Origin of the sequence: Gilliamella sp. BG2 (assembly GCF_046635645.1) — a bacterium.
In the GTDB taxonomy this organism is placed as follows: Bacteria; Pseudomonadota; Gammaproteobacteria; order Enterobacterales; family Orbaceae; genus Gilliamella; species Gilliamella bombi.
The window spans coordinates 1-17183 of sequence record NZ_JBIDFF010000016.1 but is presented as its reverse complement, the minus strand read 5'-3'; the positions used below and the strand labels follow the sequence as shown (position 1 = coordinate 17183).

Sequence of the window (17183 nt, the reverse complement as noted above, 5' to 3'; positions counted from 1 at the left end):
AATGATTTTAGGATTTGGTTAACTCAAGACTATTAAGTAACAGGGAGTAGTAATAAATGAATTTTTCAAATTTTAGAGATTTTTTAGATTATCTTGAACAACAAGGTGAATTAAAAAAAATTACTTTTCCTGTTAATCCTTATCTCGAAATGACCGAAATTGCTGATCGTGTTTTACGTAATGGAGGCCCTGCTTTATTATTCGAAAATCCGATTGGTTATGATATGCCTGTTTTATGTAATTTGTTTGGCACCGCTAAACGTGTTGCAATGGGAATGGGGCGTGAAGATACTTCAGCTTTGCGTGAAATTGGTGAGTTATTGGCATTTTTACGTGAACCCGAACCGCCTAAGGGCATACGGCAATTTTTTAATGTGTTACCTAAGTATAAACAAGTACTAAATATGCCAGTCAAACATCGTTCTTCAGCACCATGCCAAGAGGTGATTTTTAAGGATGATGAGGTGGATTTGACTCGTTTACCTATTATGCATTGCTGGCCCGAAGATGTAGCACCTCTGTTATCTTGGGGACTAACTATTACTAAAGGTCCTTATAAAGATCGACAAAATGTGGGCATTTATCGCTTGCAACTTTTAGGAAAAAATAAATTGATCATGCGTTGGCTGTCACATCGTGGTGGTGCACTTGATTTTGCCGAATGGCAACAAGCACACCCAAACGAAAGATTTCCAGTTAGTATTGCTATTGGAGCTGATCCAGCCACCATTTTAGGTGCAGTGACACCAGTGCCAGATACTCTACCTGAATATGCTTTTTCTGGATTATTACGTGGTAGCCGAACAGAGGTAGTCAAATCGTTATCGAATGATTTAGAAGTTCCAGCTAGTGCAGAGATAATTCTTGAAGGTTATATTGATCCTAATGAGTTAGCATCAGAAGGTCCGTATGGTGATCACACAGGTTATTATAATGAAGTTGAGCAATTTTCCGTATTTACCGTAACGCACTTAACTCGCCGGAAAGATGCGATTTATCACTCAACTTATACAGGTAGACCACCAGATGAACCCGCAATCATGGGACTTGCTTTGAATGAAGTTTTTATTCCAATTTTACAAAAGCAGTTTCCTGAAATTGTTGATTTTTATTTACCGCCAGAAGGATGTTCATACCGTATTGCGATTGTTACTATTAAAAAGCAATATCCAGGTCATGCTAAACGAGTTATGATGGGAGTTTGGTCGTATTTAAGGCAATTTATGTATACCAAATTTGTAATTGTCTGTGATGATGATATTAATGCACGTGACTGGAAAGATGTAATGTGGGCTATTTCGACACGTATGGATCCTCATCGGGATACGACTTTTATTGATAATACACCGATCGATTATTTGGACTTTGCTTCACCTGTATCAGGATTAGGCTCTAAAATGGGTTTAGATGCTACCAATAAATGGACAGGTGAAACAAATCGTGAATGGGGAAAGATAATTAAGAAAGATCCAAAAGTCATTGCCCATATTGACGAAATTTGGGATGAGTTAGGTTTATAGAATTATCTTTAATCAATATTAATTGTATAAATAAAATAGCCCAAATAAGAATTAAACAAAAACTATTCCCTTATATTGCATTTATGTATAATTATTAAAATTGCTATAATAATTAAAAAATATGAAAAAAATTCAAATATTGTTAGTACTATTGTTATCTATTTCTTATAGTGCAATGGCTACAAATTATAAGACGCAATCAGATGATACTCAATTAAAGCTTAAAGCGTCAGATTCATTGCTCCCTTCTTTACGTTTGTCTGCAGAAAAAGGGAACTCAGAAGCTCAGTACTCATTAGGAAATATTTATAAACAAGGATTAGGTGTTGAGGTTAGTGATGTTCGAGCTTTTTTCTGGTATAAAAAAGCGGCTGAACAAGGGCTTGCCAAAGCACAAAATAATTTAGCATTTATGTACCAAAGTGGTTTAGGTACTGAACCTGATTTAAATGAAGCATTTAAATATTTTAAATTAGCGGCAGATCAAAATTATGCATTAGCTAAATATAATTTAGCTTTAATGTATAAAGAAGGCAATGGAGTAGAAAAAAACATACCGACTGCGATTGATTATTTTACAAAGGCTGGTGATGAAGGTATTTATGACGCTTATCTAAATCTTGGTATTATGTATTTTTTTGGTGATGGCGTAAAAGAAGATCGCATGACGGCAGCTGATTGGTTTAGTAAAGCAGCTAAAGATAATATTCCAGAAGCACAATATTATTTGGGGTTAATGTCTGAAAATGGCGATGGTTTAACCCAAGATTATGTGGCAGCTAGCTATTTTTATACACAAGCGGCAGAGCATGGCCATGTATTAGCGATGTACAATTTAGCAATTATGTATGTAACAGGTACAGGAACTAAACCGGACAATACGCAAGCGGCATATTGGTTCACTAAAGCCGCTGAAGCTGGTAACGCTGATGCTCAATATAATATTGGTGTGATGTATGATGTAGGTGGAGGAGTGCCTAAAGACGAGGAAAAAGCCGTTGAATGGTATCTAAAAGCTGCAGAGCAGGGCAGTGTTGATGCTCAATATAATTTAGGTGTTAAATATCTAGAAGGTGAAGGTACGGATAAAGATCAAGAGCGTGCTATTTATTGGTTTACTAAAGCTAGTGAGCAAGGAGATCAAGACGCTAAAGCTTATTTAGAACAATTATTACCAGAAAATTAAAAAAGGCATTAGCCTTTTTTAATTTATCCAGAGTTTCTCATACCCGCTGCGATTCCTGAGATGGTAATCATTAGTCCTTGTTCAACTATGATGTTTTCATTATCATTATCGTTGTTTTTTCGTGAGCGACTTAGTAACTCTACTTGTAATAAGTTTAATGGTTCAATGTAAGTATTACGTAATGCTACCGACTGTGCTATCCAAGGTAAATCAGCCATTAAACTAATATCATCAGTGATAGTTAATACTGTATTGATATCTTGGGTTAGCAAATTTCTTAATTCTTCACCTAATGGCCATAATGCAGGATCGACTAAACGTTGTTCGTAATATTGGTGAATATTTGGCGCAGATTTTGCGTAAACCATTTCAAGCATACCTAATCGGGCATTAAAGAAAGGCCAATTGTGGTACATCTCTTTAAGAATGTTTTGTCTGCCTTCTCCAATAATAGCTCTTAGTGCACTACCTGCACCGAGCCAAGATGGCACCATTAAACGGTTTTGTGTCCAAGCAAAAATCCAAGGAATAGCTCGTAAACTTTCAATCCCTCCACCTATTCGGCGCTTTTGTGGCCTTGAGCCTAGTGGTAATCTGGCTAATTCAACCTCTGGTGTTACTGCTCTAAAATAATCAACAAATTCAGAACGTTCTCGTACATAACTACGATAACAATTACATGAAATTTCTGACATTTCGTCCATGATACTGCGCCATTCCTGTTTAGGTTCTGGAGGTGGTAATAAGTTGGCTTGTAAAATAGCTGAGGTATAAAGCATAAGACTACTGAGAGCAACCTCTGGCAGGCCGAGTTTAAAGCGGATCATTTCTCCTTGTTCAGTAACTCTAAGTCCTCCTTTTAATGATCCTGGTGGTTGCGAAAGTAGTGCGGCATGAGCTGGTGCGCCCCCTCGACCAATTGATCCTCCTCGTCCATGGAATAACACCAAATTAATATTATATTTTTCAAATAAGTTAACTAATTCCTCTTGTGACCGATATTGTGCCCAAGACGCGGCAAGAGTGCCAGCATCTTTAGCCGAATCAGAATAACCTATCATTACCATCTGTTTACCTTGAATTTTATTGTAATACCAAGGGATATCCAATAGTTTTTGCATGACTGATTTAGCATTATTTAAGTCTTCTAGAGTTTCAAATAACGGTACTATGGGAATGAATTTTTGGCAGTCAACGATTTTTAATAATAGATAAACCGCTAAAATATCAGAAGGTGCTTTAGCCATTGAAATTACATAAGAAGCAATTGATTCTTCGCCCGCTTTTTTTATTACACGACAAGTGTCTAATACTTCTTGAACCATTTGATCTGGTTGCCAACTGTAAGGTAATAACGGTCGATTTGATTTTAACTCGGTTAATAAAAATGCTTGTTTTTCTTCTTCAGACCATTGAGCATAGCTACCTAAGTTAAGTTCTTTGGTTAATGCGTCGAGCGCTTCTGTATGTACTGAACTGTCTTGACGGATATCTAATCTGACTAATTGTAACCCAAAGCTTTTTATACGACGCAGTGTATCTAACAATGGTCCATGAGCAATTGTTGACATTCCATTGTCAATTAACGATTCATAACATACATAAAGCGGATTCCACAACTGCTCATTTTTAATCAAAATATCGCAAGGCGCTAATATAGGTTCATTATTCAATAAAGCTTCAATATAGTTGTGAGTTTTGATTAAACGTGTTCGTAACTGCTTCATTACAGCTCGATATGGCTCTGAAACGTTTTTGTTTTTTTCATCTAACAGTTCAATGACCGAATTACTGCATTCCGTCATTGAAAGTTCACGAACAAGTATTTGAATATCTGCTAAAAATAACTCAATTGCCTTTAATCTGGCTTGTAACATGACTTTTTCAGTTACTTTTGCTGTGACATTTGGGTTACCATCACGATCACCCCCCATCCATGAGGTAAATTTAATAGGGACATTATCAACGGATAATTGTTCATCAAACGCATCAACTAACTGATCATTAAGTTCACGTAAGAATAGAGGTACCCCATTCCATAGACTATCTTCAATGACTGAGAATCCCCATTTTGCTTCATCAATTGGAGTAGGTCGTTTTTTACGTATTTCGTCAGTATACCAAGCCTGACAAACTAACTGCTTCAAACGTCGCATAATACGCTCAATTTCGTAGTCAGCTAAATCATCATGGTCAAGTTGTGATAGACAGTTATTTATAGCAGTATAAGTATTAATCATCGTTCGGCGATTAATTTCGGTCGGATGTGCGGTTAACACTAATTCAATTGACAAATCATTAATTGCTTTTGTAATAGTTTGATTTGAAAAATTAAGGTTTTTTAGTGTGCTAAATAATTCGGTCATTTTTTTAGGACTACTAGAAGCTTCCCCATGGGGTGAAATACCATAATACTCAGCGGCTGTATTGACCAAATTCAAAAACTGATTGAATGCCCGTGCAACGTGTAATAAATCGTCATCATTAAGGTTTTCTATTAATTTAAGTAACTCATTATGAGCTTGAGTATCTCCTTGTTGAGCTGATTTTGATAATTGTCTTACCATTTCAACTAAATCAAATGTTTCATTACCGGTAGCACGTTTGATTGCGTTCCCTAGTAAAGTACCTAACATATTGACATTACTTCTCATTGATGAGTATTGGTTATTCATGATTTTCTCGTCTTCGATTTTATTATGCCTAAGCACCTTTAAGCTGTATGAATCAAAATGACAATTTAATGGGATAGGTATAATGTTGATTAATGTGCATAAGTTATACTTTATTACAATTTGATTTTGAATTTAAATAATAAAATTTTATGGTTTTTATTTGTTTTAGTTGTTTTAATTATATCTATCATGAAAAATTAGACTTCGAATGTTTATTCGATATTAGAAATATTCATTAGAAAACTTATTTAACAGGATTATTTTTTATGAATACAGTGGTAAACTGTATCTTGATATCATTTGGGTATATACTAGCTATATTATGAATACACATTGGATTATTTAATGATTGCTGTTTTTTATATCGCGTCGATTATTGCTGTCGTTGCTAGTATAAAAGTAATTAGTAGTTTACGTGTTGATAAAGCAATTTTATATCTTGTTATTTCACTTTTTGCTTCAGCATTAATATTTATTCTACTTAATACATATTATTCAGCTATTTTATATATTTTACTGTTTATTGGTGGATCGGTAACTATTTTTTTACTTGTCGCTTCAATTTTGAAAATTAAAGATGATAATGTTGAAAACCACAAGCAAGGAATTAGTCCTAAAATCTGGTTAGGTCCACTTGTCTTAGCATTTGTATTATTAGTCGCCCTAATTTATAGTGTAGTAAGTACTGACTATTCAGAACTGAAAGAGTCTCATGAATTAATGCATGAAATGTCTAAATATGCATACATTTTGATAGCTGAATTGGCACTGTTTTTACTATTGGGCGCAGTTGTGATTGCTTATCATTTTATGCATCGGCTTATGTTGGAGAAATAATATGATTCCACTCATACATAGTCTTATTCTTGCTTCTATTTTATTTGTGATTGGTTTGTTAGGAATAATGATTCGACGCCATTTCTATTTTTTATTACTTAGCCTTATCATTATGAATAATGGGGTTATAGTTGCGTTGTTTGCAGCAAGTAGCTATTGGCAACAATCTGATGGGCAAGTACTTGCTATATTAGCAGTAATAACTGCCTTAGCCGAAGTTTGTGTCGGTCTTGCATTGATGATAAAACTATTTTACCGTCGAAAAACATTTAATATTGACTCATTGAGTGAAATGAAAGGATGAATTTACTTTATTTAACTATTATTGTTCCCTTATTTTCTTTTTTAGTATTGGTGAGCTTGGGAAGACATATCAGATCAATTAATGTAATAATTATTGGTATTACTACTATGCTGATAATAGCATTAATTACTGTATTTTCTTGTATCGATTTTAGTTCAAATACAGTACCTGATATGACCTTAGTTTATACTCGACTATTATGGAATTGGTTTTCTGTTAGTGATTTTACCGTACCAATTTCTTTAACTTTGGATGGCCTATCATTAACCTTTTTAGCTTTAATCGCATTTTTTGGTTTGTTGATCTACTTTTTTGCGGCTTGCTATTTAACTCTAAAAAAGGATATTTATACTTTCTACGCTTACAGTAATTTGTTAATTGCTAGCCTATTAACCATCGTATTAGTTGATAACCTATTTGTTATGTTAATTGGCTGGGAAGGTGTAAGTATAAGTACTTACTTACTTATCGGTATTTACTATAAACAGGCGCGTAATGGTTATGCTGCGGTCAAAGCGTTTATCATCATGCATTTAACTGATATCTTTTTAATTATTGGCATATTTTTATTATATCAAACTTTAGAAACATTAAATATTCGTGATGTTTTGATGCAAGCACATGATAATTTGGCTATCGATTCAGATATCGTATTTTGGATTACTCTAATGTTATTCCTTGGTGCAATGAGTAAGTCTGCACTATTTCCTATGCATTCATGGTTTGCTGAAACAACATTAGCTCCGATGCCAGCGATGGCTTTATTGCAATCTTCAACAGTGATTTTGGCTGGAGTGTATTTAGTATTAAGACTTAGTGATTTGTTTATGATGTCTAGCGATGTTCTTGCTATTATAGCAATGATTTCATCATTGACTATATTATTTGCTAGCACCATTGCATTAGTGCAGTATGATATTAAACGAATTGTTACATATATTAATTTAACGCAAATTAGCTATTTATTTTATGCTTTTTCAACAAAAAGTTGGAGTTTATCTCTTAATTGCTTAATTAATTATGTCGTAACAAGCACATTGCTAATTTTAGCTTCATCTATTTTAATTAAGAAATGTCAAGGTGAACGAGATATCAGTAAATTAGGTGGTTTAATTAAAACGTTTCCGATGTTATATGCGATATTTTTGTTAATCATGCTATCACTTAGTGCTATGCCTTGGGTTTCATCATCATTTTATATTAAAGGCGATATCATATTGGGTTTAATGACTCAAGATAAATTGATATTAGGAACCATTGGTTTGTTTGGTATTTTACTTTCTAGTTTAGGTATTTGGCGCTTAATTTCAATGGTTTTTTATCGTAAACAAAAACAGTATGATTTTACTAAAACCAAGTGGTTAAGTTATTTACCAATTTTCATCTTATTAATATTTACTACAGCTTTATTTATCTATTTCCCATTACCAACTCAAGGTATTATTCCGATAGCTGAGTTAGATACTAATGGGCAGTTACCTTTTCAACTACTTCTAGTAGCTGTGACTGGATTGAGTTTTTTGATTGCTTATATTTTATATGCTCATCCAAATAGCGAAGTACAAGAAATTCTAAATACGCCAATGGTTAAATTCCTTTTACGTTTATGTAATAGTGATTGGCATTATGATTATTTATTGCATACTTTATTTGTTAAACCTTATGTCTATTTAGCCCGTTTTTTGAAAAAAGATCCACTAGCTTTTTGGGATAATTGGATAATGAGGGGAATCAAAAAAGTAAACGCGTTCACCGTTGATCTAGAAAATGGGCAAATTCGGTGGTATATGGTTTCGATGGTTATAGGTAGTATTTTCATATTAATGCTACTGATTTTTATTTAATAAAGGTGTAATCATTCATGTTATTATGGCTCGTTTTTTTACCTATAATAGGCGGATTTATTGGTTGGTTATGCCATGTATGTTTACAAAGAGGCGTTGTTTCAGCCAATGTACAAATGCGTTGGTCAAAATTACCAATAATTGTAGCTTTTATTACTATTTTTCTTACATTATTGATGTCGATATTATTATGGATAGATGCTATAAATATATTAAATCAAGGGGGAAATTGGGTAAAAGAAGTTAATCTAGAATGGATCCCTCTATTAGGAATTCGTTTTCATCTTGTCTTAGATGGTTTATCTATGGTTGTTATTACCTCAACCTTATTTATTGTATTATTGACTATTATCTATTCTAGTAAAGAAAGCTTAAACAATCTTGGTCTATTTTACTTATGTCTATTATTTATGACATCGGCAATCATGATGTTATTTGTAATCACTGACTTATTTTTAATGTTTTTCTTTTGGGAAGCTGTAGCAATCCCCATCTATTTTTTAATCTCCTTATGGGGACGACGAGATTCAAGTTCGCAATTGCGTTTTAATGGTGCAAGTAAATTCCTGATTTATACTCAAGTGAGCAGTTTACTTATGCTAATTTCGATAGTTTCATTAGCTTTGATTAACTGGAATTTAACAGGACATTGGACGTTTGATTATCAAGAATTAACCAAAACGCCAATTTCAAGTTATACTGAATTTTTAATTATGCTAGGATTTTTAGCTGCTTTTATTGTTCGTATACCATTTGTTCCATTTCATGGTTGGTTTATTGAAGCCCATATTGAATCTTCAACAACTGGCTCAATGATGATTAGTGGATTATTACTTAACACAGCTGCATTTGGCTTATTGCGTTTTGTTATACCATTATTTCCTAATGCATCAATCATTATTATGCCGTTAATGTTAGCATTTGCACTACTTACGGTTGTTTATGCTGCTTTGCTTGCTTTTAACCAAACTGATATTAAAAAGCTAATAGCTTATATTCATATTGCTTTAATGGGATTTGTAACTGCAATAATCTATAGTGGTTCTGTTCTTGCTTATCAAGGTGTGGTTATTCAAATGATAGCCATCAATTTGGCAATCGTCGGCATGTTTATAATTAGTGGATTATTAGTTGAATGTTATTCAACGCGAAATATAAATCAATTTGTTGGGCTTAAAGAAAGAGTGCCTTATTTATCTTCTTTTACTTTGTTTTTTATATTGGCAGTGTTAGGCATTCCTGGTACGGCTAATTTTATTGGGAATTATATGATGTTGCTTGGTAGTTATAATGCTTTTTCCTATTATACAATTTTACTAGTAATTGGTTTATTATTACTGTCCATTTCATTTATTGTACGTATACAGCCAATTTTTTATGGTGTAGTTGATAAAGGAGCTGCAACAAAATGCCGGCTTAGTAAGAAAGATCTTTTATTATTATCAAGTATTTTAAGTGTACTTATTTTTATCGGTTTATATCCTCAATTGGTTTTAGATATGTCTTATTCTGTCGTGAATCAAACACAGCAATACATAACCATAGAGCGGGTAGGGGAGTAATAAACTATGATAGCTTTATCACCCATTCTTGTATTAAGTCTAGCCATCATCGTTTTTTTATCTTTACTATTTGCTTTTAAGCTAAGTACCAAAGGATGTGCTATTTTAACGGTATGCGGATTAACCTGTGCTTTAATTTGCTCTGTGATGGTTGGATACAAAATTTCTTTTAGTACTCAAGCTATTACTGATATCAGCAGTGATAATATGCAAATATCAGCATCGATTTCAGAGCCAGCTAAAGAACAAATCCGATCGAGTGAAGAAACTATTGCAATTGATACGGTGTCTACAGAAACGACCGAATCATCTAATGAAGATGAAACTCTAAATATTGATAGTAATACCGAAGATAATAGCATTGACAATAAAAATATCGATACTAATTCTAATTTTGGGGATAATTCGAATATTGATGACGAGTCAACAGACGAGTGGAAAGCACACCATATCACAGCTCTTTTTACTTGTGATGGCTATGGGCTACTTTACACCAGTTTGATTTTAATGATATCTATTTCAGTTGCATGTTTTGCTTATCGCTGGTTTAAACAAGAACAGAATCATCATGGATTATTTTATTTAATTTTACTTTTCATGGCATTAGGTGGTGTAACACTTGTTTACGCAAGCCATTTAATTGCATTTTTTATTGGGATCGAACTATTATCTATTCCATTTGTTGGATTAATTGGTTATCAATATACGCAGACTCATTCATTGGAAGCCGCAGTTAAATACATGATTTTATCTGCTATCGCCAGCGTGTTTTTATTAATGGGGATTGCTTTTTATTATGCAACTACTGGAGAACTTACTTTTAGTGGTTTAAGTTATCAACTCTCAACAATGTCTTATCCAAGTCTATTATTACTGATAGGTGTGTGCTTAATGCTAGTCGGCATCGGTTTTAAATTATCTCTTGTACCATTTCAACTTTGGTTACCAGATGTTTATCAAGGTGCACCAACAATAGTCGCCTTATTGTTATCAACAGTCGGAAAAGTTGCAATTTTTTGTGCTATCGCAAGACTTTTTTTATTGGCACCTATTGTTAACAATGAAACTATTCGTATTATTTTAGTTATTATGGCGTTTTGCTCTATTCTGTGGGGTAACTTATTGGCGCTAATGCAAAGTAGTTTAAAGCGACTATTAGCTTATTCATCGATAGCACATTTTGGATATTTATTAACGGCATTAATAGCTGTGCAATATCAAGTATTAGCATTAGAAACTATTGGTGTTTATCTAATTGGATATATTTTAGCTAATATCTGTATTTTAGGTGCGATCAGTTTAGATTCACACTCTGATGAACTTCAAGATCATGAAAACGAAATTGACCTATCAGGACTATTTTGGCGAAGGCCAATTCTAGCATTAGCCATGGGAGTTGGACTTTTATCTTTAGCAGGAACTCCTTTAACTGCGGGATTTGTTGGGCGATTTTTATTAGTGTTATTAGGTGTAACTGCCGAATTATGGTGGCTAGTCGCAGCCGTTGTTATTGGCAGTGCATTAGGCCTTTACTTCTATGCTCGCTTAATTATCAACCTTTATATAAGACCAGTTTGTCGTGATGATCTAATATCAAGCAAATCTTCAATTAAATTAAAATGGACTGATATTAGAATAAGTGAATTAATCATTGTGTTATGTGCTTTACTGACGATGCTTTGTGGAATATACCCTAAATGGCTATTTAATTTAGTCAGTATGGCGCAATATTTGACCACCTAATTAACATTTATCTGCCACATCGTTTTATTGGCGGAATTATATCAGCCTAGGTAGCATTGAATGCTTCGTTTTTATACTAGAACGCATAGTTACCTGAAACTTTTTGACAAGAAATAGTTAATAATAGCTTAATTTATTATGTTATAATTCCGACCTTTAAAATTTATTTTAATCAAGAGGACCAGTATGGACTTTTTAATCTCTAATGCTTATGCTATTGATGGGCAAGCCACTGAAAGCAATCCTTATTTTTTACTAATCATGTTAGTAGTTTTTGGGCTATTTTTCTACTTTATGATTATGCGACCTCAGCAAAAACGTGCCAAAGCTCATCGTGATCTAATGGCTTCTATTTCAAAAGGTGATGAAGTGTTAACTAATGGTGGACTTATTGGTCGTGTATCAAAAGTTAACGAAAATGGTTACATTGCGTTAGAATTAAATGATACGACTGAAGTTGTGATCAAACGTGACTTTATTACATCAGTCTTACCAAAAGGGACAATGAAATCACTATAATAGAAATAGTATTTATTCGCTATTATTGTTCATTGTATTAATTACCTAATACCACAAGAGAATATGTCGTGTTAAACCGTTATCCTTCGTGGAAGTACATTATGTTGGTCGTCGTAATTTGCCTCGGCCTTCTTTATGCACTTCCAAATATTTATGGTGAAGATCCTGCTATACAAATTTCAGGATCAGATACTGCTGAAATTAACGTTGCTACGCAAGATAAAATCAAAAAACTTTTAACTGATAATCATATCGAACCAAAATCAATAGTTTATGAAAATAAGTCTATTTTAATTCGTCTTGGTGATAACGATACGCAGCTTAAAGCAAAAGAAATTATATCAGAAGCATTAGGTGAGCAGTATATCGTTGCATTAAATTTAGCTCCAGCAACACCAACTTGGCTTACGGTGTTAGGTGCTGAACCAATGAAGCTTGGTCTCGATTTACGCGGTGGTGTTCACTTTTTAATGGAAGTCGATATGACAACCGCATTAAGTAAACTCACTGAACAATCCATTGAAAACATAAAAGCCGAATTTACTAATAGCAAACTAAATTATAAAACGATCAGTAAAGATAGTAATCAGCAAATTTTAATACAATTTGATAATACTGAAGATCGCAATAAAGCTATCACTAAGATCAACAGTATACAAGATTTCAAAGTTGTTTCTCAAAGTGATAATACTATTGTAATTAATGTCAGTGAGCAACGGTTACAACAAGCCAAAAATGATGCAGTACAACAAAACACTACAATTTTACGAAATCGTGTTAATCAGTTGGGTGTAGCTGAACCAATTGTTCAACGCCAAGGAGCAGATCGTATAGTTGTTGAATTACCTGGTATACAAGACACAGCATTAGCTAAACGCATTTTGGGAGCAACAGCAACACTTGAATTTAGACAAGTTAATGAAGAAAGCTCTCCTAACTTGCCAGCTATCTTAAAGGGTGATATGCGTGTTCCTTACGGCTCAGAAATTAAATATATGGAGAACGGTCGCCCAGTACTACTTTATAAGCGTATTGTATTAACGGGGGATCATATAACTGATTCTTCATATCGTGCTAATCAATATGGCCAACCCGAAGTTGCTATTACTCTTGATGGCTCGGGGGGTAAAAGAATGTTTGATTTTACCCAAAAAAATCTTCATAAAGCGATGGCAACATTGTTTGTTGAATACAAAGACACTGGTAAACGTGATGAAAACGATAAACCAATTCTTGAAAAACAAGAGCGTGTTATCAATGTAGCAACGATTCAAGGTATTTTCAGTGACCGTTTTCAGGTAACGGGTATTGGTAATATTGATGAAGCTAAAAATTTATCATTATTATTACGTGCAGGAGCTTTAATTGCTCCGATTCAAATCATTGAAGAGCGCACTGTTGGACCATCAATGGGGCAAGAAAATATAACTCAAGGGTTAGAATCTTGCGCATGGGGTTTAGCGATTTCAGTCATCTTTATGTTAGTGATGTATCGTCTGTTTGGCGTATTTGCTAGCCTTGCGTTAGTTGCTAACTTAATTTTAATTGTTGGTGCAATGTCTTTACTTCCTGGGGCAACGCTAAGCATGCCAGGTATTGCGGGTATTGTGTTAACCGTTGGCATGGCTGTTGATGCCAACGTACTGATTAATGAAAGAATAAAAGAAGAACTTAGCAATGGACGCAGTGTTCAGCATGCAATTAATGAAGGGTATGCTGGTGCTTGGAGCAGTATTTTTGACGCCAACCTAACAACATTAATTACAGCTGTTATTCTTTATGCTGTTGGTACAGGCTCAATTAAAGGCTTTGCCATTACATTAGGCATCGGTATTGTAACATCAATGTTTACATCGATTGTTGGTACTCGCGCATTAGCCAATCTTATTTATGGCGGACGCCGTGTTAATAAGTTATCAATTTAGAGGTTTATTGTGGTTATTAATAAAAAAGAAAATCATGATGTTAGAGATTTAAATCATGGTCGCAGAGTCCTCGACTTTTTAAAATTTGGCTTTATTGCTTTTGTTATTTCAATGTTATTGGTAGTTGCATCGTTTGTGGTTATTTTTGTTAAAGGATTTAATCTAGGACAAGACTTCACTGGCGGTACGACAGTAGAACTCACAGTAACAAAAGTGGTTAACCTTGATGACCTTCGTAACAGTTTACGCGACGCTGGCTATCATGAGCCGATAGTACAATATTATGGTAGCAGTAAAGATATCATTATTCGATTACCTTCAGCTAAACAAGAAGATGGCAGTACGTCATCTGCTATTGATAATGCACTAGGTACAAAAATTTCCAATTTAATACATAAAGATATTGATGCCGATGCTCAAATCAAACGTATTGAATTTGTAGGACCAACAGTAGGCTCTGAACTTGCCCAAGATGGTATTTTGGCAATCTGCGCCGCATTAGTGTGTATTTTAATCTATATTGCCTTTCGTTTTGAATGGCGATTTGGTACTGGTGCCGTTGTTGCCTTAGCGCATGATGTTATCATCACCGCAGGTTATCTATCGTTATTTGAACGAGAACTAGATTTAACTATCATTGCTGCAATGTTATCGATAATTGGTTATTCGCTCAATGATACCATTGTAGTTTTCGACCGAATTCGTGAGAATTTTAGAAAGATTCGACGAGCAGAGCCTTATGATGTTATCAACATCTCGTTAACACAAACATTGCACCGTACTTTGATGACATCAGGAACAACCCTTGCAGTAGTCATCATTTTGTATATCTTTGGCGGTTCAATGTTAAAAGGTTTCTCTGAAACATTAGGCGTTGGTATTGTGCTTGGTACAATCTCATCAATTTATGTGGCTGCGTATATGTCACTCAAATTAGGCGTAAAACGTGAACACTTTATGCCACCAAAAATTGAAGCTGAAGGTGCAGATCAACCTTCAATATTGCGTTAATTATGTGAACTCTGCCATTAATTGGCAGAGTTTTATTAGACTGTTTTTCAAACAAATAACATCAAATCAATTGACACTTATCTTTTAGTTGCATATTATTAGCCACAGTTTTATCCTTTTCATTTGGGGCCATAGCTCAGCTGGGAGAGCGCAACGCTGGCAGCGTTGAGGTCAGGGGTTCGATCCCCCTTGGCTCCACCAATTCAATAATCAGTAACATTCTTTTAAACCCTACAAAGTACACCAAACCCAGTAGTAACAAGCCTTAAAGTCTATTTTATTGCCCATTAAGTATCAGTAAGGTACATTTACAACCATAATTTTTAGGTATATGCTTAGGTATACAGACGCAATATACTTATATATCGTATACCTAAAATAATTATGGCAAGGAAAACACATCCATTAACAGACACCCAAATAAAAGCAGCCAAACCAAGAGATAAAGATTACTCTTTATTTGATGGCGGTGGTATGTATCTCTTAGTTAAATCGAATAATTCTAAAATCTGGCGTTTTAAGTATACGCGTCCATATACCAAAAAGGGCGCATTAATTAGCTTCGGTAGTTATCCTGAGGTTTCACTACAGCAAGCGCGAAAACAACGAGATGAAGCGCGAGAATTAATAAAGCAAGGTGTAGATCCTCAAGAGCACAAAGCAGAACAAGAACAACGTAAGCATGACGAAATTACTAGCACCTTTAAAAAGGTAGCCGCTGATTGGTTTAAAGTTAAAAGTGGCAAAGGACTAACTGAAAGCACCTTAAAAAGAACGTGGGAATCGTTAGAGTTACATTTATTTCCTTATATTGGTGATAAATCAATCTTTAAATTAAAAGCAAAAGAATTTATTAAGGCCATGGAGCCACTAAGAGCTAATGGTAAATTAGAAACAATTAAAAGACTTTGCCAACGTATCAATGAAATTATGTTTTATGCGGTGAATATAGGCTTGATTGATGCTAACCCAGCAGCCAAGATAAAAGATGCTTTTGAAAGCCCTATAAAAGGGCAAATGCCAACAATAAACGCGCAAGAGCTGCCCCAATTTATGCAATCCCTTGCTATGGCCAGAATCGAATTACAAACGCGTTGCTTGATTGAATGGCAATTATTAACAATGACACGCCCAAATGAAGCGGTAGGGGCAAAATGGCAAGAGATTGATCTAGACAATTGCTTATGGGTTATTCCTGCCGAAAAAATGAAAATGAGGCGAGAGCATACTATTACACTCAATAAGCAGGCTATGGCTATATTATCAATTATGAAGCCTATAAGTGGGCATAGAGAGCATATATTCCCAAGTATGAAACCGCCTTATACAACCCCGATGAATAGTAGTACTGCTAACATGGCAATAAAGCGCATGGGATATAAAGATAAGCTTGTTGCGCATGGCTTAAGAGCTTTAGCAAGCACGATATTAAATGAGCAAGGCTTTGACCCTAATATTATTGAAGCGGCACTAGCCCATGTTGATACTAATAGCGTCAGGCGAGCCTATAACCGTGCTACTTACCTAGAACAGCGCAGAATCATGCTTGACTGGTGGGGGGACTTTGTCGAGCAAGCCAGCCAAGGAAATGTCTCACTATCAGGTAACCGCAATTTAAAGCTAGTTAATCATTAACCATATCGCGCTATTCATACCGTGCCTCATATTTGGGTTATTCACTTCAATTCTTCATAATAACCACTCCTCATATCTGAGGGGTGTTTTTTCAAATGTTACCCTTTACTTACCCAGTCATTAGGCTGTTTTTATGCTTACCTCCCCATAATCTTAAACTTTTAATATAAAGTGTTCACTACTATTCACTAACCTAATATTAATTTATATATATCAATATATTATATGCTTATTATATATATTTTTTTGGTGTTCACTAGTATTCACTACTGTTCACTACTATACACATTTAAAAATAATCTTGATCCTGTAGTTAACCAATTGAAATATAAATATATTTATATGGCGCTATTTTTTTATTAAAATAAAATAATTATTAATCATAATGTTAAGTTATGATGATTTTAAGGTTGATCCAGGGC

At 34.4% G+C, this 17183-nt stretch carries 12 protein-coding genes and 1 tRNA gene; 12 read left to right on the top strand and 1 reads right to left on the bottom strand.

Features of this window, described 5'->3' with window-relative positions; translation table 11 throughout:
• Positions 1 to 56: 56 nt before the first annotated feature.
• Both ubiD and ACGH6Q_RS07925 read left to right on the top strand, forming a co-directional pair.
• The gene (ubiD, locus tag ACGH6Q_RS07930; protein WP_085165137.1) at positions 57 to 1520 is read left to right on the top strand and encodes a 4-hydroxy-3-polyprenylbenzoate decarboxylase; all 1464 of its coding nucleotides are present in this window, start codon (positions 57 to 59) and stop codon (positions 1518 to 1520) included.
• Positions 1521 to 1641: 121 nt separating this feature from the next.
• A complete protein-coding gene (locus ACGH6Q_RS07925) occupies positions 1642 to 2706 on the top strand; it encodes a hypothetical protein (RefSeq protein ID WP_411592558.1) in 1065 nt (354 codons plus the stop codon).
• Between the two features lie 23 nt (positions 2707 to 2729).
• Here the strand turns inward: ACGH6Q_RS07925 and ppc are convergent, their stop codons facing one another.
• Positions 2730 to 5381 carry a phosphoenolpyruvate carboxylase gene (gene ppc, locus ACGH6Q_RS07920; protein ID WP_411592557.1) on the bottom strand — a complete coding sequence of 884 codons (2652 nt, stop codon included), beginning with the start codon at positions 5379 to 5381 and terminating at the stop codon, positions 2730 to 2732.
• 345 nt (positions 5382 to 5726) lie between these two features.
• Here ppc and ACGH6Q_RS07915 point away from each other — a divergent pair, with 345 nt between their 5' ends.
• From ACGH6Q_RS07915 to ACGH6Q_RS07870, 10 genes are all read left to right on the top strand, one after another.
• Entirely contained in the window at positions 5727 to 6218 is a 492-nt protein-coding gene (locus tag ACGH6Q_RS07915) for an NADH-quinone oxidoreductase subunit J (protein WP_296210737.1), read from the top strand.
• A 1-nt stretch (position 6219) separates the two neighbouring features.
• Complete coding sequence (nuoK, locus tag ACGH6Q_RS07910; RefSeq protein WP_034912410.1) at positions 6220 to 6522, top strand: NADH-quinone oxidoreductase subunit NuoK; 303 nt, start codon at positions 6220 to 6222, stop codon at positions 6520 to 6522.
• 107 nt (positions 6523 to 6629) lie between these two features.
• On the top strand, positions 6630 to 8366 hold the full coding sequence (locus ACGH6Q_RS07905) for an NADH-quinone oxidoreductase subunit L (RefSeq protein ID WP_411592556.1): 1737 nt from the start codon (positions 6630 to 6632) through the stop codon (positions 8364 to 8366).
• Between the two features lie 17 nt (positions 8367 to 8383).
• Positions 8384 to 9928, top strand: coding sequence for a NuoM family protein (locus ACGH6Q_RS07900; protein ID WP_296210730.1), 1545 nt, complete (start codon positions 8384 to 8386; stop codon positions 9926 to 9928).
• Positions 9929 to 9934: 6 nt separating this feature from the next.
• Positions 9935 to 11671 carry an NADH-quinone oxidoreductase subunit N gene (locus ACGH6Q_RS07895; protein ID WP_296300202.1) on the top strand — a complete coding sequence of 579 codons (1737 nt, stop codon included), beginning with the start codon at positions 9935 to 9937 and terminating at the stop codon, positions 11669 to 11671.
• Positions 11672 to 11857: 186 nt separating this feature from the next.
• On the top strand, positions 11858 to 12190 hold the full coding sequence (gene yajC / locus ACGH6Q_RS07890) for a preprotein translocase subunit YajC (RefSeq protein ID WP_034912418.1): 333 nt from the start codon (positions 11858 to 11860) through the stop codon (positions 12188 to 12190).
• Positions 12191 to 12258: 68 nt separating this feature from the next.
• Positions 12259 to 14115, top strand: coding sequence for a protein translocase subunit SecD (secD, locus tag ACGH6Q_RS07885; protein ID WP_411592554.1), 1857 nt, complete (start codon positions 12259 to 12261; stop codon positions 14113 to 14115).
• 15 nt (positions 14116 to 14130) lie between these two features.
• Entirely contained in the window at positions 14131 to 15126 is a 996-nt protein-coding gene (secF, locus tag ACGH6Q_RS07880; RefSeq protein ID WP_065590368.1) for a protein translocase subunit SecF, read from the top strand.
• Positions 15127 to 15251: 125 nt separating this feature from the next.
• Positions 15252 to 15327 (top strand) — tRNA-Ala (locus ACGH6Q_RS07875).
• 183 nt (positions 15328 to 15510) lie between these two features.
• Positions 15511 to 16761, top strand: a complete 1251-nt coding sequence (locus ACGH6Q_RS07870; RefSeq protein WP_065737821.1) for an integrase domain-containing protein — start codon at positions 15511 to 15513, stop codon at positions 16759 to 16761.
• Positions 16762 to 17183 lie beyond the last annotated feature (422 nt).